Consider the following 25,943-nt stretch of genomic DNA (forward strand, 5'->3'; position numbering starts at 1 on the left):
GTATGCACTGGGGCGAGCAGGTGGCGGTTCGTGGGGCCCGAGTCCACAACTTGAAGAATGTGGACGTCGACGTCCCGCTGCGGCAGCTTGTCGGGCTGACGGGCGTGTCCGGCTCGGGGAAGTCGTCGCTGGCCCTCGGCGTCCTGTACGCCGAGGGCTCGCGCCGATACCTCGAAGCGCTGTCGACGTACACGCGTCGGCGGCTGTCGCAGGCGGCGCGGGCCGATGTGGACGCCGTCGACGGCGTACCGGCCGCGATCGCCCTGCACCAGCGGCCGGCCGTGCCCGGCGTCCGGAGTACGTTCGGGACGGCGACCGAGCTGCTGAACTCGGTCCGGTTGATGTATTCGCGGTTGGGGACGCACAAGTGTCCCAACGGGCACCCGGTGCCGGCGAGTATCGAGATTGCCTCGACCGGGCATCTGACCTGTCCGGTCGACGGGGAACGGTTCGCGGTGCCGGGCGCGGAGGACTTCGCTTTCAACGGCGATGGGGCCTGTGAGACCTGCGGCGGGACGGGGGAGACCCGACAGGTCGACCAGGCGGCGCTGGTGCCGGACGAGTCGCTCTCGATCGACGAGGGCGCGGTGGCGGCGTGGGGTTCGATGGGTGCGAGTCTGCTGCCGCAGGTGGTCGCCGCGCTGGACGTACGCACCGACGTACCGTTCCGCGAGCTCACCGATGCCGAGCGGGAGATCATCTTCCATGGGCCGGAGACCAAGCGGCTGGTGATCGTGACGAGCCGGAAGGGCAACGTCTTCGAGCTCAATGCGACGTACCGGAACGCGAATCGGGTCGTCGAAGATGCCTTGGGCAACGCTCAGAGCGAGAAGACGATGACCCGGCTCGACCGGTTCGTCCATGTCGCGGAGTGTCCGGCCTGCCACGGGTCGCGGTTGAACGAGCGGGCGCGGTCGGTGCTGCTGGACGGCGTACCGCTCGACGAACTGTCGACCTGGACGCTGGATCGGGTGACCGCGTTCCTGCAGGCGTTGACCGTTCCGGAGTCCCTGAGCCGGATGGCGGCGCAGATCGTTGCCGCGTTCACCCCAACGGCGTCCCACCTGCTCGGGCTCGGGCTGGGGTATCTCTCGCTCGGGAGGGCCTCACGGACGCTGTCGACGGGGGAGCTGCAGCGGGTCCAGCTGGCCCGGACGCTGCGGAGCAGCGCGACCGGATTGCTCTACGTGCTGGACGAACCGTCGGTCGGGCTGCATCCGAGTAACGTCGACGCGCTGATCGACGTCGCCCGCCGGCTGGTCGAAACGGGGAACTCGGTGCTGCTGGTCGATCACGACGTCCGCGTGCTGCGGCAGGCGGATTGGCTGATCGAGATCGGCCCCGGCGCGGGTGCGCACGGCGGCACAGTTGTTGCCGCTGGCACCGTTTCCGAGTTGGCGGCGACGGAGGACTCGCTGATCGGCGGCTTCCTGAGCGGGGTCGAGCCGGTCGTGGTCCGGCCGCGGGTCGCGGATGTCTTCGAGCACGGGCGGATCCGGATCGAGACCGGTCCGCGGTTCACGCTGAAGCCGCTGACGGCGGAGTTCCCGGTCCGCCGGTTGACGGCGGTGACGGGGGTGTCCGGCTCGGGGAAGACCACGCTCGTCCTCGACAGTCTCGCGGCCGAGCTGATGAGCCCCGGCAGCGCTCCGCACGTCCGCAGCGTGGACGCCGGCGGGATCGAGCGGACGGTCGTCGTGGACGCCGTCCCGATCGGCCGCAACGTGCGCTCCACGGTGGCGACGTACAGCGGCGTCCTCGATGAGCTGCGCCGCGCCTACGCGGCCGCCGGCCCGCTTTCGGCCGCCGACTTCTCCTACAACACCGGCAGTCTGCGCTGCCCGCAATGCGACGGTACCGGCCAGATCTCCCTCGACGTCCAGTTCCTCCCCGACGTCGACATCCCTTGCCCGCTTTGTGGCGGTACCCGCTACGGCCCCGACGCGGACGCCGTCACCCTCGACGGCCTCACCATGCCGCAGGCGCTGTCACTCACCGTCCAGCAAGCCCGTACGCACTTCAAGAAGCTCCGTAAGATGCAGGCCCGCCTGCGCACCCTCGACGAGATCGGCCTCGGCTACCTCCTCCTCGGCGAAGCCACCCCAGCCCTGTCCGGCGGCGAAGCCCAACGCCTCAAACTCGTCACCGACCTCGAGAAACCCCAGACCGGCACCCTCTTCATCTTCGATGAACCCAGCGTCGGCCTGCATCCCGCCGACATCCGCGTCCTCCTGTCGGTCTTCGACCGCCTCATCACCGCCGGCGCCACCGTCATCGTGATCGAACACGACCTCGACCTGATCGCCAACGCCGACTACGTCCTCGACCTGGGCCCCGGCGGCGGCACCGAAGGCGGCCGCATCGTCGCCGCCACCACCCCCGAGCTGCTCCCCGGCGTCCCGGAGAGCATCACCGGCCGCTATCTAGCATCTCCAACGCCTTAGCGATCCGCCGCGCCCGCGTCTCGGCCTTCTTGGCGTTCTCGATCGCCTGCACGTGCTCGCGCCGGTGGCTGTAGCTGAGCTGGTCGAAAGCCGCCCGCAGCCCAGCCGCCGCCAAGGCCGCGGCCAGGTCCTCCGGCACTTCGACGACCCGCTCGGCGGTGTCGCGCTCGACCGTCACAGTGACGGTGTCACCGCCGCCCTTGCCCAGCTCCGCGCGGATGCCTTTCAGTACGCCGAGCGCCATGCAGCCGCCCATCGACACGACCGACCCGCGATAGGCGACGCCGTCGAAGGTCGCGGCGACCGGGATTCGGCGTCCGCCACCGAGCTCGGCGAGCACCGCCGCCGGCACCTCGACCCACGCGCCGCCGCCGTCGTCGGTCTGGATCGCGGCTTCGAAGGTCGTCATGAGGTGCGCGCCAGTTTGCTGGGCCACCAGACTTTCTTGCCGAGGTCGTGGGCGAGGGCGGGGACGAGGAGGGAGCGGACGATGGTGGTGTCGAGGAGGACGCCGAAGGCGACCAGGAAGGCGGTCTGGACGAGGAAGAGGATGGGGAGGACGGCGAGGGCGGAGAAGGTGGCGGCGAGGACGACGCCGGCCGAGGTGATGACGCCGCCGGTGACGGCCAGGCCGGTGAGGATGCCGGGGCGGGTGCCCTGGCTGATCGACTCCTCGCGGACGCGGGTCATCAGGAAGATCGAGTAGTCGATGCCCAGGGCAACCAGGAAGACGAAACCGTAGAGCGGGATTGCGGGATCGGCGCCGGGGAAGCCGAACAGGTGGTTGAAGACCAGGGCGCTGACGCCGATGGTGGCGCCGAAGGAGATCACGTTCGCGACGACCAGCAGGACGGCGGCGACGATCGAGCGCAGCAACAGCATCAGGACCAGGAAGATCACGGCCAGGATGGTCGGGATGATGACGCGCAGGTCGCGCTGGCTGGCGTCCAGGACGTCGAGGTTGATCGCGGTGGTGCCGCCGACCAGGATGTCCGGGCTGACCTTGTCGAGCTCGGCGCGCAGGTGCTCGACGACCTTGGTCGCGTCCGGCGAGTCGGCCGGCACCGTGAGCGTCGCCTGGACCAGAACCTTGCCGTCGACAACCTTCGGCGGCTGCCCGGGAACGGGCGAGGCGGACGCCGCACCGACGCCGTCCACCGCGGTCGCCGCCCGGACGACGTCCTCGCCGCGATCGGCCGGGGTGAGGATCTGCACCGGCGTCCCGGCGCCGGCGTCGAAGTGCTTGGCGAGCTGCTCCTGCCCGGTGACGGACTCGACCTTGTCCAGGAAGAGGTCCTCCTGGGAGATCCCGCTCGCCTGGAACGTCGGCAGGAACGCGCCGCACACCAGCAGACCGAGCGCGCTGAGCACCCAAACCCGGCGCGGATGCCGGCCGACCAGACCGGAGACCCGGCCCCAGAGCTTCCGGCCGCCGACCTGGTCCGCCGCGTGCACGTGGTCGACGCGGGGGATCGACGGCCAGAAGATCCGCCGTCCGAAGGCGAGCAGGATCGCCGGCAGGAATGTCATCGAGGCGATCAGCGCGCCCGCGATGCCGATCGCGCCGACCGGCCCGAGGCCCTTCGTACTGCCCAGCTCCGACAGCAGCAGGCAGAGCAGACCGAGGATGACGGTCGCGGCGCTGGCCGCGATCGGCTCGATCGACGCCCGCCAGGCGATCCGCATCGCGTCGTACTTGCTCGTGTAGTCGTGCAGTTCTTCCTTGTAGCGCGAGACCAGCAGCAGCGAGTAGTCGGTCGCGGCCCCGACGACCAGGATGAACAGGATGCCCTGACTCTGCCCGTTGAGCTCGATCACGCCGTTCTTCGCCAGCGGATAGACGACCAGCGCGGCGAGCGCGAGCCCGAAGACCGCGGTCAGCAGGACGGCGATCGGCAGCACCGGACTCCGGTACACGATCAGCAGGATCACGAAGACGACCGCGAGCGCGACCCCGAGCAGGATCCCGTCGATCCCGCCGAACGCGACCACGAAGTCCGCGAAGACGCCGCCCGGCCCGGTCACGTAGACCTGCAGACCGGTCGGCGTCAGATCCTGTTTGATCGTCTGGCGCATCGTGTCGGCGGCCGCGAACAACACGGTCTCACCCTCCGCGACGACCTCGTCCGCGCGTTCGCCGTCCAGCTCGACGGTGAGCAGCAGGGCCTTCTTGTCCTCCGACGGGACGACGGCCTTCGGCGCGGTGGTCAGGTAGTCGCCGAGCTTCTTCCCGCCGTGCAGCTCCAGCGACGGCACCTTCGCCAGGAAGGCCTGCGCGGCGGTCAGGTCACCTGGAGTGATTCCACTGTCACGCTCGATCAGGACGAAGTACGGCAACGCGGCCGAGTCGACGAACTTGGCCGACTCGTTGCTGACCAGCGTCGATTCGGCCTGTTTCGGCAAGAAGTTGGCGTTGTCGTTCTCCTGGACCTCGCTCAGCTTGCCCACGGTGGGCCCGCCGATCCCGCCCAGCACCAGCCAGCCGATCAGCACCAGCGCGATCGCGCTCCGCCACGCCCAGCGTCCCCGCGGCTTCCCGCTCTGCTCGTTCACCGTTCCGTCCCCTCCGTCGGTAGAGGCACAGTACCCACTGTCCTCTCACCGTCCCGCGAGCGGTGTGCGGTAGCCGTTTCGGCGGCGTAACAACGAGATGACCACGTGGAAACACCCCGGTCATAGCGTCCTGGCCTAATCAGTGAGGTCGGACGAACGGAGACGCACGATGACGCTCGAGGCAGGACCGGAGGTCACCGCCGGCCGGACCGGGACGGTGGGCACGGTCGAGGCGCCGCGGCGCGGGCGCTGGATCGACGTGTGGGATCCCGAGGACGCGACGTTCTGGGCCGGCAAGGGCCGTGCGGTGGCCCGGCGGAACCTGTGGCCGTCGATCTTCGCCGAGTTCCTCGGCTTCTCGGTCTGGCAGCTGTGGAGCATCGTGGTGGTCTCGATGCCGCGGGCCGGCTTCACCTACAGCACCGATCAGCTGTTCTGGCTGGTCGCGCTGCCGAGCCTGGTCGGCGCGACGCTGCGGCTGCCGTACACGTTCGCCGTCCCGCGGTTCGGCGGCCGGAACTGGACGATCGTCTCGGCGCTGCTGCTGTTGATCCCGACGTCGAGCCTGGCCTTCTTCATCAGTCGGCCGGAGACGCCGTTCTGGGTGATGGCGCTGGTCGCGGCGACCGCGGGCGTCGGCGGCGGCAACTTCGCCAGCAGCATGACCAACATCTCGTTCTTCTACCCGGAGAAGGAGAAGGGGTTCGCACTCGGTATCAACGCCGCCGGCGGCAACCTCGGCGTCGCCGTCGTCCAGCTGCTGGTGCCGGTGGTGATCGTCGCGGGCGCCGGGCTGACGCTGAACCGCGCTGGTCTGTTGTGGTTGCCGCTGATCTTGCTGGCCGCCGTCCTGGCCTGGCGGGTGATGGCCAACCTGTCGGTCGCGACCTCGTCGTTCCGGACGTCGGTCCGCGCGGCGAAGCGGCCGCACACCTGGATCATCTCGTTCCTCTACATCGGCACGTTCGGCTCGTTCATCGGGTTCTCGGCGGCGTTCCCGCTGCTGATCAAGACGACGTTCCCGTCGGTGACGATCGGGATCGCGTTCCTCGGCGCACTGGTCGGCTCGGTCGCCCGGCCGTTCGGCGGCAAGCTGGCCGACCTGGTCGGCGGCGCCCGGGTGACTGTCTACGCGTTCGTCGTGATGGGACTGGGGATCCTGGCTGCGGTCTTCGCGTTGCAGGCGGGCAGCTTTGCCGGGTTCCTGATCAGCTTCCTGTTTCTGTTCGTTGCCAGCGGTGCGGCGAACGGCTCGACGTACCGGATGATTCCGGCGGTGTTCCGGCTGACCACGCCAGGTGACCCCGGGCGGGCTCGTCGTGAGGCGGCCGCCTGTATCGGGATCGCCTCTGCGATTGGTGCGTACGGCGGCTTCCTCGTCCCGCGCGGCTTCGCAATGTCGACAAGTACCTTCGGCTCCTTGATCCCGGCGCTCTACGTGTTCTGCGGCTTCTACGTGGTCTGCCTGGCTGTTACGTACTTCTGCTACCTGCGCAAGGGCAGCCTGCTCAGCCAGGAGCGCGTGTGACGGCAGTCCCGACACACTGCCCGTACTGCGCGCTGCAGTGTGCGACCACGCTGCACCCGGTCGACCGGCCGGGGGCAGTAGAGGTGCGGCCGCGGGAGTTCCCGACCAACCGCGGTGGGCTGTGCCGGAAGGGCTGGACGGCACCGGAGGTGCTCACCGTGCCGGACCGGCTCACGCAGCCGCTGGTGCGTGACGCCGCGGGTGAGCTGGTCGCCACCACCTGGGACTACGCGCTGGACTTCGTTGCAGACCGCATCTCGGCGCTGCAGCGCGCACACGGGCCTGACACCATCGCCGTCTTCGGTGGTGGCGGTCTGACCAACGAAAAGGCCTACGCGCTGGGCAAGTTCGCCCGGGTGGCGCTGCGGACGTCGAACGTCGACTACAACGGCCGCTTCTGTATGTCGTCGGCCGCAGCGGCGACGAATCGCGCCTTCGGCATCGACCGCGGCCTGCCGTTCCCGCTGACGGATCTTGGCGGTGCGGACGCCGTCCTGCTCGTGGGTAGCAACATTGCCGAGACCATGCCGCCGGCGGTTGCGCATCTGGAGAAGGCTCAGGTGCTGGTGGTGGACCCGCGGCGGTCGGCCACGGCGGCGCTGGCGGGTGCGCTGCACCTTCAGGCGACGCCGGGTACCGATCTGGCGCTCGTACTGGCGCTGACGCACGTCGTCCTGCAGGAAGGGCTTGCTGACACCGCATACCTCGCAGAGCGGGTGGACGACGCCGACGCGCTCTACCGCTCGACTGCGGCTTGGTGGCCCGAGCGGGGTGAGCGGGTGACCGGCGTACCGGCTGCGACGATTCGGCGGGCTGCGCGGCTGCTGGCGGCAGCTGCGCCAGCACATGGGGGTGCTGGGGCGTTCGTGCTGACCGGTCGGGGTGCTGAGCAGCACAGCAAGGGCACCGACACCGTCACCGCGTGCATCAACTTGGCTCTGGCGTTGGGTTTGCCGGGTCGGGTTGGCAGTGGCTACGGCTGCATCACCGGGCAGGGCAACGGCCAGGGTGGTCGTGAGCACGGTCAGAAAGCCGACCAGCTGCCTGGCTATCGCAGCATCGCCGATCCGGCCGCCCGGGCACATGTGGCTGGGGTGTGGGGTGTCGACCCGGCCGAGCTGCCCGGGCCGGGGCGGAGCGCGGTCGAGCTGATCAACGCGCTCGGTACTGCTGACGGTCCGAGGGCGATGCTGGTGCACGGCAGCAATCTGTTGGTCTCAGCGCCGAACCTCGCCTCAGTGCGCGAACGTCTTGCTGCGCTGGACTTACTCGTCGTCGCCGACGTAGTGCCCTCTGAGACCGCACTGCTGGCCGACGTGGTTTTCCCGGTCACACAGTGGGCTGAGGAGGACGGCACGATGACCTCTCTGGAAGGCCGCGTACTGCGCCGCCGGGCCGCTGTGACACCCCCTGGTGAGGTGCGCAGCGACCTGGCGGTGTTTGCGGGGTTGGCTAATCGCCTTGGTGTTACCGGGTTCTCGACCGATCCGGCCGAGGTCTTCGAGGAGCTGCGGCTGGCCAGCGCAGGTGGGAAGGCGGACTACTCCGGGATCACCTGGGCGCGTCTCGACGCGGAGGCGCTCTTCTGGCCGGTTCCGCACGAGGACCACCCCGGTACGCCGCGGCTGTTTGCCGACCGGTTCGGTACGCCGGACGGGCGCGCACATGTGGTCCCGGTCGACCACCGCCCGGTGGCGGACGATCTGAACGCCGGTGCGCCGATGTACCTGGTCACTGGGCGGCTGCTGCAGCACTACCAGAGCGGGGCGCAGACGCGGCGGGTGCCAGAGTTGGCCGAGGCGGAGCCGGAGGTGTTCGTCGAGATCCACCCCAGGGTCGCGGCGCAGCTCGGGATCGCGGACGGGCGGCCGGTCCGGCTGCGGACCGCTCGGGGCTCGATGGTGTTGCCGGCTCGCGTGACGACCGACGTCCGTCCGGACACCGTCTTCGTACCGTTCCACTACGGCGGTGCGGATGCAGTCAACGAGCTGACGAACGACGTCCTCGATCCGGTATCGCGGATGCCGGAGTTCAAGGCCTGTGCGGTCGAGGTGACCGCTGCTGCGCTGCCGGTGGCAGGGGTGTCCGCATGACCGAGCGCGTGGTGATTGTCGGCGGCGGAATGGCCGGACGGCGGTTGGCGCAACTGCTGCCGTCGTACGACGTGACTGTGCTCGGCAACGAGGTCTCCTACCCCCGCCACCGGCTGACCGAGTACGTCGCCGGCCGCGCACCCGCACCGGTGCGGGGAACCGAGCCGTTGACGACTGTGGTCGCAGTCGACCGCGATCGACGAGTGGTGACGGACTCTGCCGGTCTGGAGTGGCCGTACGACCACGTGGTCTTCGCAACCGGCGCCGAGCCCGTAGTACCCGTTCGTGGGCAGGTCTTGCGGACTGCGACGGACGCTGAGGCGGTGTTGTCGATGCAGACCGTGCTGGGCGGCGGGGTCCTGGGAGTCGAGACTGCGACGGCGCTGCGCGAGCGTGGGCAGGCAGTGACCTTGGTCCACGACGGCGCGACCTTGCTGGACAAGCTGTTGCCGGCCGCGGCCGGACGACGGGTGGCGCGCGCATTGCGGCGCATGGGTATCCAGGTGGTACTCAACACCCGTTCTGCCGTGGACGCGGTTGTTGCCTGCGGCGTCCGGCCGCGGACTGAGCTGGCCGCCGGAGTGACTGTGCGCAGCGGGGTTGTGGTCGACCAGACCATGACCAGCCCGGATGACCCACGGGTGCACGCGATTGGGGACTGTGCGGAGGTTGACGGTCGGGTCAGCGGGACTGTGGCGTCGGCGTGGGCTCACGCGGAGGCATTGGCCGCGTGGCTGGAGGGTGGGACGCGGACCGAGCTCGCACCGGAGGTGATCCGGCTGACCGCGGGGGCGCTCGACGTACTGGTGCTGGGCGACCAGGACGCCGAGGGAGAAGAGGTCCGGCTCGAGGACGGCGAGCGGTGGGTTCGCGCTGTCCTGAAGGACGGAGTGGTGCGGGCCGCGGTGGCTGTCGGCGCACCGGAGGTTGCGGCCGAGCTGGTGCTGCTGGCGGACCGCGGGACGCCGGTGGTGGCCGAGGGGTTGTTGGCGGACCCCGTCGTACCGCAGCAGAAGGCGGTCACCGTGTGCCGCTGCAACGGAGTGACCAGGGCGGCTCTTGAGGCGGCCTGGCGTGGAGGTGCCGACAGCGTCGCCGGCATCGCCGCTACGACCCGGGCAACGACCGGGTGCGGCAGCTGTACCGGCGCTGTCGGTGAGCTGCTCGACCGGTTCCGCCGCGGCGAGACCGAACCAGTACCGGCCAGGAGGGCGACGATGACAGAGCTGAGCAAGGCTCGGCACGTTGTAGTGGTGGGCGGCGGGATGGTCGCGCACCGACTGGTGGAGGCGCTGCGAGCCCGCGACACCGGTGTGGAATGGCGCATCACCGTGCTGGCCGAAGAGCCGCGGCTTCCGTACGACCGGGTCGCACTGACCAGCTACTTCTCCGGACGCGACCCGCACGACCTGGCGCTCGGTGACCCTGAGCTCTGGAACGACCCAGCCGTCGTACTGCGCAAGGGCACGCAGGTGACTGCGATCGACGTCGACGGCCGTACTGTCACCACTGCGCGCGGAGAGCAGATCGCTTACGACGAACTGGTGTTGGCGACCGGCTCATCCGCCTTCGTCCCACCCGTGAAGAACAGCGACGCACAGGGTTGTTTCGTCTACCGGACCATCGACGACGTGGCCGCCCTGCGTACGTACGTCGAGCGGCTGCGTGGCGAACGCGAGCAGGTCACCGGTGTGGTCGTGGGCGGCGGTCTGCTCGGTCTGGAGGCCGCTGGCGCGCTGCGCGCACTGGGTGCTGCGACCACCGTGGTCGAGTTCGCACCGCGGCTGATGCCGTTGCAGGTCGACGAAGGCGGCGGTGCGGCGCTGGCTCGGCTGATTCGCGGTCTGGACGTCGACGTCCGGACTTCGACGCAGACAACGCGAGTCAAGCTCACCTCGCAGGGTGCGGCGCGGGCGATGGCGGTTGCCGACGGGCCGGATCTGCCGGCCGATGTGGTCGTCTTCGCTACCGGCGTCCGGCCGCGGGACGAGCTGGCTCGGGCTGCTGGGCTGGCGATCGGCGAGCGTGGTGGCGTCGTGGTCGACGAGGCCTGCCGGACGTCGGCGTCCGGTGTCTGGGCGATCGGTGAGGTGGCCTGTATCGAGGGGCGCGTCTGGGGGTTGGTTGCACCCGGCAACACGATGGCCGAGATCGTCGCCGATCGGCTGCTCGGCGGTGCGGCGACGTTCCCGGGGGCTGATACCTCGACCAAGCTGAAGTTGCTCGGAGTGGACGTCGCGAGCTTCGGTGACGCATTCGGTGCGACCGAGGGCGCGCTCGACATCGTGTACGCCGACCCGGTTGCCGGTGTCTACAAGAAGCTGGTGCTGTCCGACGACGCACGTACTCTGCTCGGCGGCATCCTGGTTGGCGACGCTTCGGCGTACTCAGGACTGCGGCCGATGGTGGGGCGCGAGCTCGGAGCGGACCCGGCCGGTTTCCTGCTGCCTGAGGGCGCAGCGCCGGTTCAGTTCGAGCTACCGGACGATGCGCCGGTCTGCTCGTGCAACAACGTCGCTGCGGGTGCCATCCGCTGTGCGGTGCGCGACGAGGGATGCGGTGATGTGAAGTCGGTCTGTGGGCGGACCAAGGCTGGGACGAGCTGCGGGTCCTGTCTGCCGATTGTGAAGACGCTGGTGAACGCTGAGCTGCTGAAGGCCGGTGTCGAGGTCAGCAAGGCGCTCTGCGAGCACTTCACCCAGTCGCGGGCTGAGCTGTTCGACGTGGTCAGAGTGACCGGGCTGCGCACCTTCAGCGAGATCATCGAGCGGCACGGCAGCGGACGCGGCTGCGACATCTGTAAGCCGGTGGTCGGATCCATCCTGGCCAGCATCGATCCGGCCGGGCACGTCCTCGACCGCGAGCGTGCGCCGCTGCAGGACACGAACGACCATGTGATGGCCAACATGCAGAAGGACGGCACGTACTCCGTCGTCCCGCGTATCCCCGGTGGTGAGATCACACCGGAGGGGCTGATCGCGATCGGCGAGGTGGCGCGCGACTTCGGGCTCTACACCAAGATCACCGGCGGTCAGCGGGTCGACCTGTTCGGGGCGCGGATCGAGCAGCTGCCGGCTATCTGGAAGCGGCTGGTGGATGCGGGGTTCGAATCGGGTCACGCGTACGGCAAGGCGTTGCGGACGGTTAAGTCCTGTGTCGGGTCCACCTGGTGCCGCTACGGCGTACAGGACTCGGTAGGGATGGCTATCGCGCTGGAGCTCCGCTATCGCGGACTGCGGTCGCCGCACAAGCTCAAGCTCGGGGTGTCCGGTTGCGCACGTGAGTGCGCCGAGGCGCGCGGTAAGGACGTCGGCATCATCGCCACCGAGAACGGCTGGAACCTGTACGTCGGTGGCAACGGAGGCATGACCCCGCGGCACGCAGAGCTACTCGCTTCTGACCTGTCGGATGCCGAGCTGACCCAGGCGATCGACCGATTCCTCATGTACTACGTGCGGACGGGCGACCGGTTGCAGCGGACGTCGGTGTGGATCCGGGAGATCGAAGGCGGCCTGGACCACGTGCGAGACGTCGTCCTGAACGACAGCCTCGGTATCGCCGCCGATCTGGACGCCGCGATGGCCGAACACGTCGGTGCGTACGTCGACGAGTGGCGGGCCACGCTGGACGACCCGGAGAAGCTTGCGCGCTTCGTGTCGTTCGTGAACGCGCCGGACCAGCCGGACGAGGACCTGCGCTACGTGGTCGAACGCAACCAGCCGCGCCCGGCCACTCCGGCCGAGCGCGGACAGCTGGAGCCGGTGCTGCTCGCCGGCCCCCGATTGGAGGTACGTCGATGAGTGTCGTGGCAGTGGGGACGACAGTGGTGTGCCGGTACGACGTACTGCTGCCGGAGCGTGGGGTCGCGGCTTTGGCCGGCGGGGTGCAGATCGCGCTGTTCCGTACTCACGACGGATCGGTGTACGCGACCGGCAACCAGGATCCGTTCAGTGGGGCGAACGTGATGTCGCGCGGAATCGTCGGGGACCGCGGCGACGTACCGACGGTGGCGTCGCCGATGTTCAAGCAGGTCTTCGATCTGCGCACCGGGGTGTGTTTGGACGACCCGACGGTGGCGCTGCCGGTCTATCCGGTCGAGGTCGTCGACGGGATGGTTCGGGTGGGGGAGAACGGTGACAGCGAACAGTAGGCCGGGTCCGCTCAGCGGGTGCACGATCGCGGTGACAGCGCACCGGCGGGCGGATGACCTGATCGCGTCCTTCGAGCGGCGCGGCGCGAAGGTGCTGCACGCGCCGACGCTGCAGATCGTGCCGGTCGCCGACGATCACGCCCTGATCGAGGCGACCCGCCGGGTGATCGCCAACCCGCCGGACGACGTCGTCGTCACCACTGCGGTCGGATTCCGCGGCTGGGTCGAGGCTGCGGACACTGCGGGCCTGGCGGCCGATCTGCTCGGGACGCTGGAGCAGACGCGGTTGCTGGCCCGCGGTCCGAAGGCGCGGGGTGCGATTCGCGCTGCTGGGTTGGTGGAGCACTGGTCGGCGCGGTCGGAGACGACGGCCGAGGTGGTCGAGTGGCTCCGCGCTCAGGGCGTGCAAGGCCGGAAGATCGTCGTCCAGCTGCACGGTCTGTCGGATCCGGGCCTGATGGATGCGCTGCGGGGTTCTGGCGCGTCGGTGCGGGGGCTGGAGGTCTATCGCTGGGGCGCGGCGCCGGACCCGGTTGCGGTCGAGCGCATGATTGGACAGGTCTGCACAGGTGCAGTCGACGCCGTCGTCCATACCTCGGCGCCTGGTGCGCAGGCGATGCTCGACGCCGCGGCCCTCACCGGCCAGTACGACGCTCTGGTCGCGGCCCTCCGTACCGGCCGCGTCCTAAACGCGTGCGTCGGCCCGGTCACTGCCGGCCCTTTCGTGAACCTGGGGCTCGAGCCTCTCGTCCCTGACCGCTACCGCCTCGGCGCGCTGATCCGCATCGTCACCGACCGCCTGACCGACGAGAACGCCCGCTCGATCGAAACCGAGTTCGGCCTCCTCGTCATCCGCGGTGGCGCCGCCGTCCTGAACGGCGAAGTCCTCCCTCTGGGCCCCGGCCCACGAGCCGTCCTGGCCGCCCTCGTAGCTGCTGGCGGCGACGTGGTCTCCCGCCCTGACTTGTTGGCCGTGCTCCCCGGCGCCGAAGACGTCCACGCCGTCGAGGTGACCGTCAACCGCCTCCGAACGGCCGTAGGCCGCCCTGAACTGGTCCGCACCGTCGTCCGCCGCGGCTACCGCCTCTCAGCCCACCCTGCCGGAGTCTCCACATGAGTGTTGATCTGATTGCCGTGGCCCACGGGACTGCGGACCCGCGCGGTCTGCGGGTCGTCCACGACCTCGTCCGCCAGATGGCTCGACTGCGACCGGAGCTGTCGGTTTCACTCGGTTTCGTGGATGTGGTCGCGCCCGCGCTTCCAGAGCTCGTCCAGCGCGTTATGACCGACACCTCGGACGCTGTGATCGTTCCGCTGCTGCTGTCCGCCGGCTATCACCTGCACGTCGACATCGCCGCGCAGACGGCGCAGTACCCCACCCATCTCGCCGCCGCCCCGGCACTCGGACCGCATCCGTTGCTGGCCGCCGTACTGGCTGATCGGCTCGGAGACCTGAGCCGCACTGACCACGTCGTCCTCGCGGCAGCTGGGTCCAGTGATCCGCGCGCTCAGGCTGACTGCGAGCGTACGGCGGCCCTTCTGCACGCCCGCATCCAGCGACCGGTCTCCGTGGCGTACCTGGCCGGGCGTGGGCGACGACTGCCGGCTGTCCTGGCTACTACCCCTGGTCGCCTGGCGGTGGCGAACTACCTCCTTGCCCCCGGCTACTTCTCCGACCGCCTCCGTCGGCAGGCCGGGCCGCACCGCGTCACAGCGCCGCTCGGAGCCGACCCACGCCTCGCCCGGCTGGCGCTCAGCCGCTACGACGCGGCGCTCCGCGGTGTACCCCTGGCGGTCTAGCCTGCAATTGGCGTGAACGTCCCGGGCGCCAGCGGGCAACCAGGGGTATGACATTGACCGAAACGACCGATTCCGTGGCCGCGGAGCTGCCACCGGAGCTGGTGGGTGACCGTCCGCAGCTGGACGGGCCGGCGGTGGCGGAGGAGTTCGCCCGGCTGTTCGACCTGCATGCCGCGCCGATGCACCGGTATCTGGCCAGGCGGGTTGGGACCGAACACGCTCATGACCTGGTGAGCGAGACGTTCCTGGCCGCGTACCGGCAGCGGGAGACCTACGACCCGGCCCTGGCCGCGGTGAAGGCCTGGCTGTACGGCATCGCCACCAACCTGGCCCGGCGACACGTCCGGCAGGAGGTGCGTGGCCTGCAGGCCAGCGCCCGCGCCGTCCGCCGGGAGCCGGACGAACTGGCCGCCCACGACGGCCGGATCGCCGACCGGGTGGACGCCGAGAACCTAGCCCGCCAGATCGCCCCCGCCATCGCGGACCTGTCCGAAGGTGACCGCGACGTCCTCCTGCTGACCTGCTGGGCCGGCCTGACCACGGTCGAAGTGGCCGACGCGCTCGGTATCCCTGTCGGGACCGTCCGCTCGCGCCTGCACCGGGTCCGCCGCCAACTCCGCACCCTGACCGAGGGAAACCACCATGCCTGACCTGCACTCCACCGACGACCTCGACCGGGCCCTTTCCGCCCTGAACGACGACGTCCAGACCGACCCCGTACGCCTCGAGCAGACCCGCGCCGCCTTCCTCGGCGCCATCACCCAGGAGCCCCTGATGACGACCGCCGCCAAGCCGCACCGCCGCCGTCGCTGGCTGATCGCCTCTGCCGCAGCTCTGGCTCTCGTCGCCGGCGGCTCCCTCTACAGCACCACCCTGGCCGGCGGCTCGGCCGTCGCCGACGAGCTGGACAGCACCGCCTCGCACATCACCTCGGCGTCCGACCCGGTCGTCCCGGCTGGCAAGTACAAGAAGCTGACCGGCCGGGCCTGGGGGAGTGTCTACTCGGAGCTGCGCGGTGGCGGCGGCGGCCTGCAGTGGATGGAGGAGACGATGACCGAGGTCTGGATCCCCGCCGACGTCCGCGGCACTTGGTACAAGCGCGAGACCAAGACCGGCCGCCACCAGTGGATCGACGGCAACGACGAGCTGGCCCGCAAGAACGGCGAGTCCTTCAAGCCCTCCTCGACCACCGCCACCGCCAAGTGCGGCGCCTTCTACGGCGGCGGCCTCTGCGGCTCCGAAGGCCGCTGGCAGGACCCGTCCCTGACCTGGCTCGATGGTCTCCCCAAGGACTCCAAGGCCCTCTACAAGCTCCTCGACAAGGACGCCCCCGGCAAACTCGAAGGCAACGACCGCGGCGAGACCGAACTCCTCGTCTACGCCAACGACGCCCTCCGCTCCGGCGTCGTCCCCGCCGAAACCCGCGCCACCCTCTACCGCGCCCTGGGCAACCTCAAGAACCTCAAGATCACCGACCGCGCCGCCAACCTCGACGGCCGCACCGGCACCGCCTACTCCAGCGACGACGGCTCCGAGCGCCTCGAAATCATCATCGCCCCCAAAACCGGCGAATACATCGGCTCCCGCCAAGTAGCCACCTCCGGCCCCCGCAAGGGCCAAACCACCGGCTACACCTCCCTGACCACCTCCCTGGCCCCCGCCCCCTGGAAGTAGTCCACCTGCCCGGAAAGAAAGAGCCTCCAGGAGACTCTTTCTTTCCGGGCAACTCCTATGGTGGGTAGCGACCGCACCTGGGCTGAGATCGCCGCTATCTCGGCCGATGCTCGCACCTTCGACCGCATCGTCCTGAACCGAATCGCCAACCTCTGGGACAACAACAACACCAGCGCCCTTTTCGGCGCCGCTTGCCTGCGCGGTCGCTCCCGGCGCGAGGAGTACGCACGCCGCTGCATCCAATGGATGGCCGACTTCGAGCCCAGCCGCTACGGCTGGGCCCTCGAACACGTCTACCACCCACCCGGCTGGCCCCCACCGACCGCCCACGACGACGGGCCGTTTCGGGACCACATCGGCCGGATCAGGCCCTCGGCGCAGGTTGCGTCCGCAGCGACCGTCGCCGACCTGGCGGTGGACTACGACCTGGCGTCCGCGACGGTCGACGTACTGCGGGTCGAGCGCTCCAGAGGGCGGCTGGAATGCCACGTCGGTCTTCGTGTCGAGCGCCGGTTCGCCGCCGAGCAGGACCAGGCTGACGTCGGCTTGGACTTCTGGGGTGTCGAGGACCTGCAGTTCGATCAAGGAGATCGGCGTGGCGTCCGGTTCGACTGGCAGGACGGACGTCCCACGATGTGGTTCGGCGCGCAAGGGATGGTTCAGGCCGAGAGCGCCGGTCTCGAGATCCTGGATGCCGTTTGGCACCTGTCGACAGCAGGCCGTGCGCTCGATGCCATCGTCCCCAAGGGCATCCCGAAGCGGCCCTCGGGTTGGGACGCCGAGCATCTGCCGCGCCGGCAGTGGGAAGGAAAGTATCCGGCGGCCCGCCAGGCGGCCGAGTTGATGCGGGACGCAATGATCCAGATTCGTAGCGTTTGGGCGTTGAGCATGACAGCGACCGTGCCGGTTCACGAGTACGCGCGTGCGTTCGCCGGTGCGGGGAGCGACGTCCTGGCAGCTGGTACGTCGTTCCGGCGTGAGGCCGCGTTTCGCCGGCTGATCGAGCGATGGCGAGATGCGGGTGGTGAGCTGCTGGCTCCCTACTTCAGCGAGGGCTCGTTGGACCTGCCCGAGCCTGAGGGACCGTTGGACCCGCGGTCGGAGTTGCTGGTAGCTGGTTACTCGGCCGGCGGTCTCATGTTCGAAGGCCCGCCTGGCACCAGCGTGGTGCTCGCATCGCCGGGTGAGCCGTGGGTGCGGCGGAGGGTGCACGCCGAGCGGCCGGTGCGGTTTGTGGTGCGGGCGGGGGCGTTCGGGACCGACTTGGGGACGGCTGAGCGGGAGGGGTTACTGACGCTGCCGGTTGCGGAGGGCGGTTAGGTCGGCTTGGCAGCGGGCTTCTACTTCGGCTAGGTCGGTGAGGGTTTGTTCGAGGTCGGAGCGGCGTTGTTCGAGGTCGGCTCGGCGGTGGGCGATTTGGGCGAGGAGGTAGGTGAGTTGGCCTTCTTCGCCGGGGGCGGTGTCGTACATGTCGACGATGGTGGCGATCACGTCGAGGGAGAAGCCGAGGCGTTTGCCGCGCAGGATGAGGGCCAGGCGGACGCGGTCGCGGGGGTGGTAGACGCGGACGGTGCCGCGGCGTTCGGGGGTGAGCAGGCCGCGGTCCTCGTAGAAGCGGATCGTGCGCAGGGTGACGTCGTACTCGGTGGCGAGTTCGGCGATCGTCCAGGTTTCGGCCACCTGGATATTGTGCATGGCACTTACTGTGCTTTACGTTTACGTAAGCGTCAAGCACAGAGGAGTGCGTTCAATGTTCGAGCTGTCCGCGGAGCACCGCGAGTTCCGGCGCAGTGTGCGCGATTTCGCCGAGGCGGAGATCGCGCCGCACGCGGCCGAGTGGGACCGCAAGCACTACTTCCCGGTGGAGGTCGTGCAGAAGATGGGCAAACTCGGCCTGTTCGGGCTGACCGCGCCCGAGGAGTACGGCGGTTCCGACGGTGACTTCACGAGTCTGTGCGTGGCGATCGAGGAGATCAGCCGGGTCGACCAGTCGATGGGGATCACGCTCGAGGCGGCGGTCGGGCTCGGGATCAACCCGATCCTGACGTACGGGACGGACGAGCAGAAGCAGCGCTGGCTGCCGGAGCTGGTGGCGGGCGAGAAGCTGGCCGGGTTCGGGCTGACCGAGCCGGACGCCGGGTCGGACGCCGGCGCGACCAAGACCCGGGCGACACTCGACGGCGGCGAGTGGGTGATCGACGGCTCGAAGCAGTTCATCACGAACTCCGGCTCGGCGATCACCTCGTGCGTGACCGTGACGGCCCGCACCGGCACCCGCGAGAACGGCAAGCCGGAGATCTCCACGATCATCGTCCCGAGCGGGACGCCTGGGTTCGTCGCCGAGGCGGCGTACGACAAGCTCGGCTGGCACGCGAGTGACACGCATCCGCTGGCGCTGACCGGCGTCCGCGTCCCCGAGGCGAACCTGCTCGGCGAGCGCGGCAAGGGATTCGCGCAGTTCCTCGCGACTCTGGACGACGGCCGGGTCGCGATCGCGGCCGTGGCGCTGGGCTGTATCCGCGCCTGCCTGGAGATGTCGGTCCAGTACGCCGGGGAGCGGCAGACCTTCGGCGGCCCGATCGGCCGTAAGCAGGGCGTCGCGTTCCAGATCGCCGACCTGAAGGTGATGGCGGACGCGGCCGAGATGCTCGTCTACAAGGCGGCCGCGATGAAGGACGCCGGCGCCTCGGTCCAGGACTTCAAGCAGGCCGCGTCGGTGGCCAAGCTGTACGCGACGGAGTCCGCGGTGACCGCGACCCGGATCGCCACCCAGGTCTTCGGCGGCTACGGCTTCATGGAGGAGTACCCGGTGACGCGGTTCTACCGCGACGCCAAGATCCTCGAGATCGGCGAGGGGACGTCGGAGGTTCAGCGGATGCTGATCGCCCGGGGCCTCGGCCTCCCAGTGGAATGATGCCTCTATGAGCCGGGATCACTGGACAGAGGTCAAGGTCGCTCGCGAGGCGACGCTCACCCCGCCGGACAAGGCGAAGGCCAAGCTCGACAGCCAGCACAAGTTGTACGTCCGCGACCGGATCGCCCTGCTCGTCGACGAGGGCAGCTTCGTCGAGGAGGCGCAGCTGGCCAATGCGCTGAAGTCCGGTCTCCCGGCGGACGGCGTCGTCACCGGCCGGGCGCTGGTCGACGGCCGGCCGGCGCTGATCGTGGCGAACGACCCGACCGTCAAGGCGGGCTCGTGGGGCGCCCGGACGGTCGAGAAGATCGTCCGGATCACCGAGATCGCACTCCGCGACGAGCTGCCGATCTTCTGGCTGATCGACTCCGCGGGCGCCCGGATCACCGACCAGGTAGACCTGTTCCCGGGCCGCCGCGGCGCCGGGCGGATCTTCCACAACCAGGTCGCACTGTCCGGCAAGGTGCCGCAGATCTGCTGCCTGTTCGGCCCGTCCGCGGCCGGCGGTGCGTACATCCCGGCGTTCTGCGACATCGTGATCATGGTCGACGGCAACGCCTCGATGTACCTGGGCTCACCGCGGATGGCCGAGATGGTCGTCGGCGAGAAGGTGACGCTGGAGGAGATGGGCGGCGCCCGGATGCACACCAGCGTGTCCGGCTGCGGCGACCTGCTCGCCGCTGACGACACCGAGGCGATCGAGCTTGCCCGGCAGTACTTCTCGTACCTCCCCGGTTCGTGGCGCAACCGGCCCCCGGCGTACGACGCCGCCCCGCCCGGCCGCGATTTCACCCGCGATCTGGTCCCGGCCGAGGAGAGCGTCGGGTTCGACATCCACGACGTGATCGACGCGGTCACCGATGCGGACAGCTTCTTCGAGATCAAACCGACGTACGCGCCGGAGCTGGTCGTCGGCTTCGGTCTGCTGGCCGGGCAGGTGGTCGGTATCGTGGCGAACCAGCCGGCCGTCAAGGGCGGCGTCCTGTTCGTCGACTCCGCGGACAAGGCGGCCCGATTCATCTGGCTGTGCGACGCGTTCAACGTGCCGCTGATCTACCTCTGCGACGTGCCCGGCTTCATGATCGGCAGCGAGGTCGAGCGGGCCGGCATCATCCGGCACGGCGCGAAGATGATCACCGCGGTCTCCGAGGCGACCGTCCCGACGGTGTCGGTGATCGTCCGCAAGGCCTACGGCGCCGGCCTGTACGCGATGTGCGGCCCCGGCTTCCAGCCGGACGCGTGTATCGCGCTGCCGACCGCGAAGATCGCGGTGATGGGCCCGGAGGCGGCCATCAACGCCGTCTACTACAACAAGATCCAGGAGATCGCCGACGAGACCGAGCGGGTCGAATACGTCTCCAAACTCCGCGAGGAGTACGAGACCGATATCGACATCCTCCGCCTGGCCGCAGACCTGGTCATCGACGCCATCGTCGAACCCGAGGACCTCCGCACCGACCTGATCGCCCGCCTCGGCGCCGCCCAGACCAAGGACCGGCACTTCTCCACCCGCCGCCACGGCGTCCCGCCGGTCTAGGTCAACCGGGCGGTCAAGTACGTCGCCAGCCCCGTCCGCCAGCCGATCGCCCGCGGCTGGAGGGCGGGGTCGAGCTCCTCCCACTCCTCGAAGTCCCCACTCGCGAACCAACCGATCGCCCCGGTCAGCCGATACAGATCGACCGTCGGGCCACGGACGCCGTACGTCGCGTAGAACGCCGCCGGCAACTGCCCCGACCGGTCGACCAGGTAGAGGTGCTCCTCCAGCGCCGCGATCTCCGCCGCCGGATCGCCGACCCGCGGTTCACCCCAGTCGATCAACTGCGCGGTATCCGCGCCGACGATGATGTTCGCCGGGTTCACGTCGAAGTGCACCACCACCGCCGGACGCCGAAGCTCCGCCGCCAGCTCGTCGATCAGCGCATGCACTCGCGGCAGCCCCGGCACGACCGCAGGCAGATGCTCGGCCAGATAGCGCTCGTCGACGGCCAGTTGCTCGTGCAATGCCTGCACCCGGTCCGCCGGCGCCGGCTCGACCATCCCTGCCGGGAGATCCGACGCCGGGATCGCATGCAGCCGCTGGAACGCCGTCCCGACCGCTCGCCAGGTGTCGTCGGTCGCGCGCCCCTCGCGGACGACGGTCAACAGCATCTCGCCCTCGGCGTACTCGTACAGCGTCGCCTCCGAGTTGCCGCCCAGCAAAGCCGGCGCCGGTACGCCGTGGGCCGCCAGCAGCGCAGCCTGGTCGACAGGTAGCGGCCGCGGGTGTGACGCGCGGTGGCGGAGGACGACGCGGCGGTTGTCGGCGAGGGTGGCGACGACGATCGTGTGGTCGAAGCCGTGGCCGGTGATCGGCGTCGCGTCGCGGACGGCGGGGAGGCCGGCAGCTGCGACCAGTTCGCGGAGGAGGGCGTCCATGCGACGCAAGATACGGTGATCCGGTGACCTTCGCGCAGCAATTACGGGACCGGGAACAGCTCGTCGGCTACTGGATCACGATGGATGCGCCGCCGGCGACCGAGCGGATCGCCCGGGTCGGGTACGACTACGTCGTGCTCGACGGGCAGCACGGGTTGATCGGGTACGAAGGCCTGCTGACGGGACTGCTCGCGATTGACGCGGGTGGGTCGACCGGGTTGGTTCGGGTCGAGGCCAATGACCCGACGCCGATCGGGCGGGCGCTGGATGCCGGTGCGGCGGGGGTGATCGTGCCGTTGATCGACACCGCGGACGACGTGGCGCTCGCGGTGCGGGCCGCGAAGTATCCGCCGGTCGGACGGCGTTCGTTCGGGCCGATGCGGTCCGCGTTGCGGTTCGGGCCGGAGCCGGCCAAGGCGAATGCGGAGACCGTTGTGTTGGCCATGATCGAGACCGCGCAGGCGTTGGCGAATGTCGAAGCCATCTGCGCGACTCCGGATCTTGACGGCCTGTACGTCGGTCCGGTCGACCTGAGCCTGGCGCTCGGGGCTCGCTACCCGGGTGACCCGGAGATCGCGGGCGCGTTCGAGGACGCCGTCGCGCGGATTGCGGAGGCGGCCGCCGCAGCGGGTATTGCGGCCGGCATCCACACCTTTGACGGTGAGAATGCCAGCCGCCGCCTCAAGCAGGGCTACAGCTTCGCCACGGTCTCCTCCGACCTCAGTCACCTAGAGGCGATCGCAGCCGAGCACCTCCGTGTTGCGCGCGGTTAGAGCACTCCCGCGAACGGATCTTCGAGGTGCTCCCAGTCCATGCCGGCCAGCTCGGACTCCGTGAGCAGACAGGCGTCCAGCACCGACTGCAGCTTCGCAGGGTCGAGGCCCATGCCAGTAGCCACGACAGTGCACTCAGCCAGGTGTTCGGTGTCTGCCCACTCGCCTAGCGTGCCCAGCGACGCGCTGTAGCCCGCCGACTCCCAGCGGACGCGTTGCGTCGGCCGGTTCGCCAGCCAGACCACACCGCGACTGCGGACGACGCCGTCCACGATGTCCTCAAGCGCGTCGTTCAGCCGGGCCGGATGGAGTGGTCTGGTCGACCGCCACAGCACCGTGGTCACGCCGTCCGCGCTTGGCTGCAGTCGATCGGACGCTGCGAGGTCGCCGGCCCACGCCTCGGCCGCGTCGAAGTCGAAGCGCCCGGTCCGCGCGACTGGACCACCCGGTACGCCGGCTGGGTCAGCTGCGACCACCGTCGTCCGCGGGTTGAGGTGCACGAGCAGGTTCTGCAGGCGCTCTGGCGCTTTGCCGCGGTGGGCGTTCGCCAGTACGCACACATCGGCATACTCGATCTGTCGCGCGGTCAACTCAGCCACATTGCGCCGGTCCGGCGGGCCGAGCGCCAGACCGCGCTCATCGAGCAGTTCGTCGCCGGAAAGCTGCTCCACGAGCAGTACGGCGTCCACTACACAGGTGACCGTGTCGACGACCACCTCTGGCAGTAGAGCGACCAGACTGCTCGCGAGCGGCCGCGCCTCCATCGCAGGTGGGGCCGACAGCACGATGTGGTCCCAGTGCCCGCGGGCGACCAGCGTCTCCAGCAGCGGCAGCAGGGACTCGATCAGCTGACACGCGCCGCAGTCGTCGGCCACGGTGAACTCACCGGAGTCGATCGGCCCGGCGGCGTCCAGGACGCGCCAGTTCAGCACGCCGCGCGCCTGCAGGTCGTCCTGATCGACCACCACGGCCACGGTCCGGGCGTCGATCATTGCCTCCAGCACTGGTTGCCGCAGTGTCGTCGACAACCCGCACAACAGGGAGAGAGGAGCGGTCATGGCATCGAGTATATGAAAATGGTTTTCATCAGCACAACTCCAGTCCGTTGTCCTGTTAACAGTTAAGCGCGTGAACCCTGGTCGCGCATGGCCAGTCGTGTCTAGGGTCCAGCCATGGGTGAGCGCGAGTTTGCCGACGTGCTGCGCGCGGCCATCCAGGCGCGAGGGCTAGGCCTGGAACGGATCCGCGAGCGCCTGCTGGTGCAGGGCGTCTCGGTCAGCATGGCGACGCTCAGCTACTGGCAGTCCGGCCGTTCCCGCCCTGAACGCCGGGATTCGCTGGCTGCGGTCGCCCTGCTCGAAGAGGTGCTGGAGCTCCCCGCCGGCACGCTCTCTGCGTCGCTGGGTCCGCCCCGACCCCGTGGCCGCTGGCTGAGCACGGTCCCGGACCGACCGGACGTCGCTGCCTACTGGCCGCGCCCTGATGCGGTCGAAGCGGCCGTCAGTGAGGTGGACATCCACTGGGACGAGCGGCTGACCCGCATCAGCCAGCATGACCGGGTGTCGATCGCCGCCGACCGTGGCGAGCGTTCGTACCACTCTCGCCAGGTGCTGCGAGCCGAAGCAGACGGCCCCGACCGTTGGGTGGTGATCATGCACCTCGACGAGCACGACCGGCCGCTACCGGCTATCCGGCCGCTCCGACACTGCTCGCTCGGCCGGACCGTACGCCGACCCGCGGACGGCCTCCTGGTCGCAGAGCTGCTCTTCGACCGCCCGCTGCGTAAGGGCGAGACGATCATCACCGAACACGAGCTGGTCAACGTCGCGCCCTATCCGCCCGCGACGAACTACGAACGCAAGTTCCGGCTCCCAGTGCGCGAGTTCGTCCTGGAGGTCTGTTTCGACCCCGACGTACTCCCTGCGACCTGTACGGCGTTCTCACTGCTGGACGACGGCGCCGAACAGGCCCGTGCGGTCGCGGTCGCCCCTGAGGTCCACGACGTGGTGCTCAACTTCGGCCCCGGCCGGCACGGCTTCCGCTGGACCTGGGTGTGAACTGTTAACGCCGGACTCTTAACTGTGAAAGGCGTTCTGCCGATTTTCACCCGCTGTTCGCGCTCCTACGGTCAGGGCACCCGTCCCAACCCTAGGAGTGCACCATGCGAAGGAAAGTCATAGCGGCGGTCCTGCTCAGCGGAGCCCTGCTTGTCGCCCCCGTCCGCGCCGGCGCTGAACCCCCTCCGGATTCTGCCGGTTTCGCCGGCCGCTGGATCGAGAACGGTCGCCTGAAGGTCGCAGTCACCACGGACGCCGCCGCTGCGCGGGTGCGAGCCTCCGGTGCGACCCCGCAGTACGTACAGCGCGACCAGCAGCAGCTCGACCAGCTGATGGCGAAGGTCGACAAGATCGCCCGACAGCAGAGCAACCTGCGGAGCTGGGGTATCGACCCGATCAGCAACCAGGTGGTGGTGAAGGCGCTCGGTGGTACGGACGCCTTCCGCGGAATCGACGGAGTCCGGGTGGAGTCGGTCAAGACGCGGTTCCGGCAGCAGGCGGGCGAGGTGAACCCAGGTGACCCGTGGTGGCCGGGTAGTGAGTCCAACTGCTCGGTCGGCTTCCCAGCGACCGATGCGCAGGGCAACAAGCACTTTCTGACCGCAGGGCACTGCACGAATGATGCGAACCAAGCGGCGTACGGCGCCAGCGGCCAGAGCAACCGGCTCGGCACGTCGAACGTCGGCGGCAGCCGCAGCGTCAACGCCCGCGAGGGCGACATGGGCGTGGTCGCGGTCACCGAGTCCGGCTGGACGACCTCCCCGAAGGTCAACACCTGGGGATCACCTGCCGTCACCGTCACCGGTGCGGCGGACGCGATCGTCGGCGACACCGTCTGCCACTCCGGCAACACTGCGCCGAACTGGGAGTGCGGAAAGGTCAGTGCGGTCAATCAGACCATCAACTACGGCAACGTCGTGATCGAGGGGCTGACGACGACCAGTGCCTGCTCACAGGGTGGTGACTCCGGTGGCGCCTGGCTGCGCGGTGACAAGGCCGTTGGTCTGCACTCCGGCGGTAACTCGTCCTGCGTGACCGGGGACCAGGACAACTCGATCTTCCAGCCGGTCAGCGAGGCCCTGGCCAAGTGGAACCTGACGCTGCTCACCGGAACCGGCGACCCGGATCCGGACCCGGATCCCGACCCCGAGCCCGGCCCGCGCACCTTCGCCAACCCGACCGACTACCCGATCCGCGACTTCCAGGTCGCGGTCAGCACGGTCAAGTCGACCGCCACCGGCCGGACCGCCAGCCCGCTCAAGGTGACGGTCGAGGGCAACCACACCTGCCTCGAGGACCTGAACATCAGCCTGGTCTCCCCGAGCGGCCGCTGGTACTACCTGCAGCGGTACGGCGGCAGCACGTGCCACCCGCTGCCGGCGTCCAAGACGTACAGCGTCCCGGCCGACGAGACCGCGACCGGCACCTGGACGCTGCGGATCGGTGACAACGGGCCTGGTGACACCGGCACGCTGACGGGCTGGTCGATCACCGTCTGACCGTTCGGAGGTGGGCCTCTCGCGGGGGAGAGGCCCACCTTTT

Annotated in this window: 20 protein-coding genes; 15 read left to right on the plus strand and 5 right to left on the minus strand. The window is 69.3% G+C overall.

The genetic code is table 11. The features are described 5' to 3' along the window. The first annotated feature begins 2 nt into the window (after nt 1-2). Complete coding sequence (locus ACZ6ZD_RS15085) at nt 3-2,444, plus strand: excinuclease ABC subunit UvrA (RefSeq protein WP_465672189.1); 2,442 nt, start codon at nt 3-5, stop codon at nt 2,442-2,444. On the opposite strand, the gene ACZ6ZD_RS15090 is transcribed toward ACZ6ZD_RS15085, so the two are convergent. After that, entirely contained in the window at nt 2,410-2,853 is a 444-nt protein-coding gene (locus ACZ6ZD_RS15090; RefSeq protein ID WP_465672191.1) for a YdeI/OmpD-associated family protein, read from the minus strand. The genes ACZ6ZD_RS15085 and ACZ6ZD_RS15090 overlap by 35 nt on opposite strands. Next, nucleotides 2,850-4,997 carry an MMPL family transporter gene (locus ACZ6ZD_RS15095; RefSeq protein ID WP_465672193.1) on the minus strand — a complete coding sequence of 716 codons (2,148 nt, stop codon included), beginning with the start codon at nt 4,995-4,997 and terminating at the stop codon, nt 2,850-2,852. The genes ACZ6ZD_RS15090 and ACZ6ZD_RS15095 overlap by 4 nt, the downstream gene beginning before the upstream one ends. A 169-nt stretch (nt 4,998-5,166) precedes the next feature. On the opposite strand from ACZ6ZD_RS15095, the gene ACZ6ZD_RS15100 reads away from it, so the two are divergent. The 9 genes from ACZ6ZD_RS15100 to ACZ6ZD_RS15140 are packed head-to-tail and all read left to right on the plus strand — an operon-like array spanning nt 5,167 to nt 17,562. Beyond that, nucleotides 5,167-6,525, plus strand: a complete 1,359-nt coding sequence (locus ACZ6ZD_RS15100) for an MFS transporter (RefSeq protein WP_465672195.1) — start codon at nt 5,167-5,169, stop codon at nt 6,523-6,525. Further along, on the plus strand, nt 6,522-8,618 hold the full coding sequence (locus tag ACZ6ZD_RS15105; RefSeq protein ID WP_465672197.1) for a molybdopterin oxidoreductase family protein: 2,097 nt from the start codon (nt 6,522-6,524) through the stop codon (nt 8,616-8,618). The genes ACZ6ZD_RS15100 and ACZ6ZD_RS15105 overlap by 4 nt, the downstream gene beginning before the upstream one ends. Then, the gene (gene nirB, locus ACZ6ZD_RS15110) at nt 8,615-12,418 is read left to right on the plus strand and encodes a nitrite reductase large subunit NirB (protein ID WP_465672199.1); all 3,804 of its coding nucleotides are present in this window, start codon (nt 8,615-8,617) and stop codon (nt 12,416-12,418) included. The genes ACZ6ZD_RS15105 and nirB overlap by 4 nt, the downstream gene beginning before the upstream one ends. Next, nucleotides 12,415-12,768 carry a nitrite reductase small subunit NirD gene (gene nirD, locus ACZ6ZD_RS15115; RefSeq protein WP_465672201.1) on the plus strand — a complete coding sequence of 118 codons (354 nt, stop codon included), beginning with the start codon at nt 12,415-12,417 and terminating at the stop codon, nt 12,766-12,768. The genes nirB and nirD overlap by 4 nt, the downstream gene beginning before the upstream one ends. Before the next feature lie 31 nt (nt 12,769-12,799). Next, complete coding sequence (locus tag ACZ6ZD_RS15120; protein ID WP_465672203.1) at nt 12,800-13,885, plus strand: uroporphyrinogen-III synthase; 1,086 nt, start codon at nt 12,800-12,802, stop codon at nt 13,883-13,885. After that, nucleotides 13,882-14,568 (plus strand): sirohydrochlorin chelatase, encoded by a 687-nt coding sequence (locus tag ACZ6ZD_RS15125; protein WP_465672205.1) that lies wholly within the window; start codon nt 13,882-13,884, stop codon nt 14,566-14,568. The genes ACZ6ZD_RS15120 and ACZ6ZD_RS15125 overlap by 4 nt, the downstream gene beginning before the upstream one ends. A 47-nt stretch (nt 14,569-14,615) precedes the next feature. Beyond that, nucleotides 14,616-15,218 carry an RNA polymerase sigma factor gene (locus ACZ6ZD_RS15130; RefSeq protein ID WP_465672207.1) on the plus strand — a complete coding sequence of 201 codons (603 nt, stop codon included), beginning with the start codon at nt 14,616-14,618 and terminating at the stop codon, nt 15,216-15,218. Further along, nucleotides 15,211-16,242, plus strand: a complete 1,032-nt coding sequence (locus ACZ6ZD_RS15135; protein WP_465672209.1) for a hypothetical protein — start codon at nt 15,211-15,213, stop codon at nt 16,240-16,242. The genes ACZ6ZD_RS15130 and ACZ6ZD_RS15135 overlap by 8 nt, the downstream gene beginning before the upstream one ends. A gap of 57 nt (nt 16,243-16,299) precedes the next feature. Continuing rightward, nucleotides 16,300-17,562 carry a hypothetical protein gene (locus ACZ6ZD_RS15140; RefSeq protein WP_465672211.1) on the plus strand — a complete coding sequence of 421 codons (1,263 nt, stop codon included), beginning with the start codon at nt 16,300-16,302 and terminating at the stop codon, nt 17,560-17,562. On the opposite strand, the gene ACZ6ZD_RS15145 is transcribed toward ACZ6ZD_RS15140, so the two are convergent. Then, nucleotides 17,530-17,937: a MerR family transcriptional regulator gene (locus ACZ6ZD_RS15145; protein WP_465672213.1), complete on the minus strand. Its 408-nt coding sequence runs from the start codon at nt 17,935-17,937 to the stop codon at nt 17,530-17,532. The genes ACZ6ZD_RS15140 and ACZ6ZD_RS15145 overlap by 33 nt on opposite strands. Nucleotides 17,938-17,992: 55 nt before the next feature. On the opposite strand from ACZ6ZD_RS15145, the gene ACZ6ZD_RS15150 reads away from it, so the two are divergent. Together ACZ6ZD_RS15150 and ACZ6ZD_RS15155 are read left to right on the plus strand one after the other, a co-directional pair. After that, complete coding sequence (locus tag ACZ6ZD_RS15150; protein WP_465672215.1) at nt 17,993-19,156, plus strand: acyl-CoA dehydrogenase family protein; 1,164 nt, start codon at nt 17,993-17,995, stop codon at nt 19,154-19,156. 7 nt (nt 19,157-19,163) lie between these two features. Continuing rightward, nucleotides 19,164-20,693 carry an acyl-CoA carboxylase subunit beta gene (locus tag ACZ6ZD_RS15155; RefSeq protein WP_465672217.1) on the plus strand — a complete coding sequence of 510 codons (1,530 nt, stop codon included), beginning with the start codon at nt 19,164-19,166 and terminating at the stop codon, nt 20,691-20,693. Here the strand turns inward: ACZ6ZD_RS15155 and ACZ6ZD_RS15160 are convergent. Continuing rightward, nucleotides 20,690-21,571, minus strand: coding sequence for a phosphotransferase family protein (locus tag ACZ6ZD_RS15160; RefSeq protein WP_465672218.1), 882 nt, complete (start codon nt 21,569-21,571; stop codon nt 20,690-20,692). The two genes, ACZ6ZD_RS15155 and ACZ6ZD_RS15160, sit on opposite strands and share 4 nt — an antisense overlap. Before the next feature lie 23 nt (nt 21,572-21,594). Between ACZ6ZD_RS15160 and ACZ6ZD_RS15165 the strand changes: the two genes are divergently transcribed. Next, nucleotides 21,595-22,344: an HpcH/HpaI aldolase family protein gene (locus tag ACZ6ZD_RS15165; protein ID WP_465672220.1), complete on the plus strand. Its 750-nt coding sequence runs from the start codon at nt 21,595-21,597 to the stop codon at nt 22,342-22,344. On the opposite strand, the gene ACZ6ZD_RS15170 is transcribed toward ACZ6ZD_RS15165, so the two are convergent. Continuing rightward, nucleotides 22,341-23,402, minus strand: coding sequence for a CobW family GTP-binding protein (locus tag ACZ6ZD_RS15170; protein WP_465672222.1), 1,062 nt, complete (start codon nt 23,400-23,402; stop codon nt 22,341-22,343). The two genes, ACZ6ZD_RS15165 and ACZ6ZD_RS15170, sit on opposite strands and share 4 nt — an antisense overlap. A 114-nt stretch (nt 23,403-23,516) precedes the next feature. Between ACZ6ZD_RS15170 and ACZ6ZD_RS15175 the strand changes: the two genes are divergently transcribed. Next, nucleotides 23,517-24,401, plus strand: a complete 885-nt coding sequence (locus ACZ6ZD_RS15175; protein ID WP_465672224.1) for a helix-turn-helix domain-containing protein — start codon at nt 23,517-23,519, stop codon at nt 24,399-24,401. A 104-nt stretch (nt 24,402-24,505) separates the two neighbouring features. Beyond that, complete coding sequence (locus tag ACZ6ZD_RS15180; RefSeq protein WP_465672226.1) at nt 24,506-25,900, plus strand: proprotein convertase P-domain-containing protein; 1,395 nt, start codon at nt 24,506-24,508, stop codon at nt 25,898-25,900. The last annotated feature ends 43 nt before the right edge of the window (nt 25,901-25,943 follow it).

It is taken from the genome of Kribbella sp. NPDC104218, from assembly GCF_055584105.1.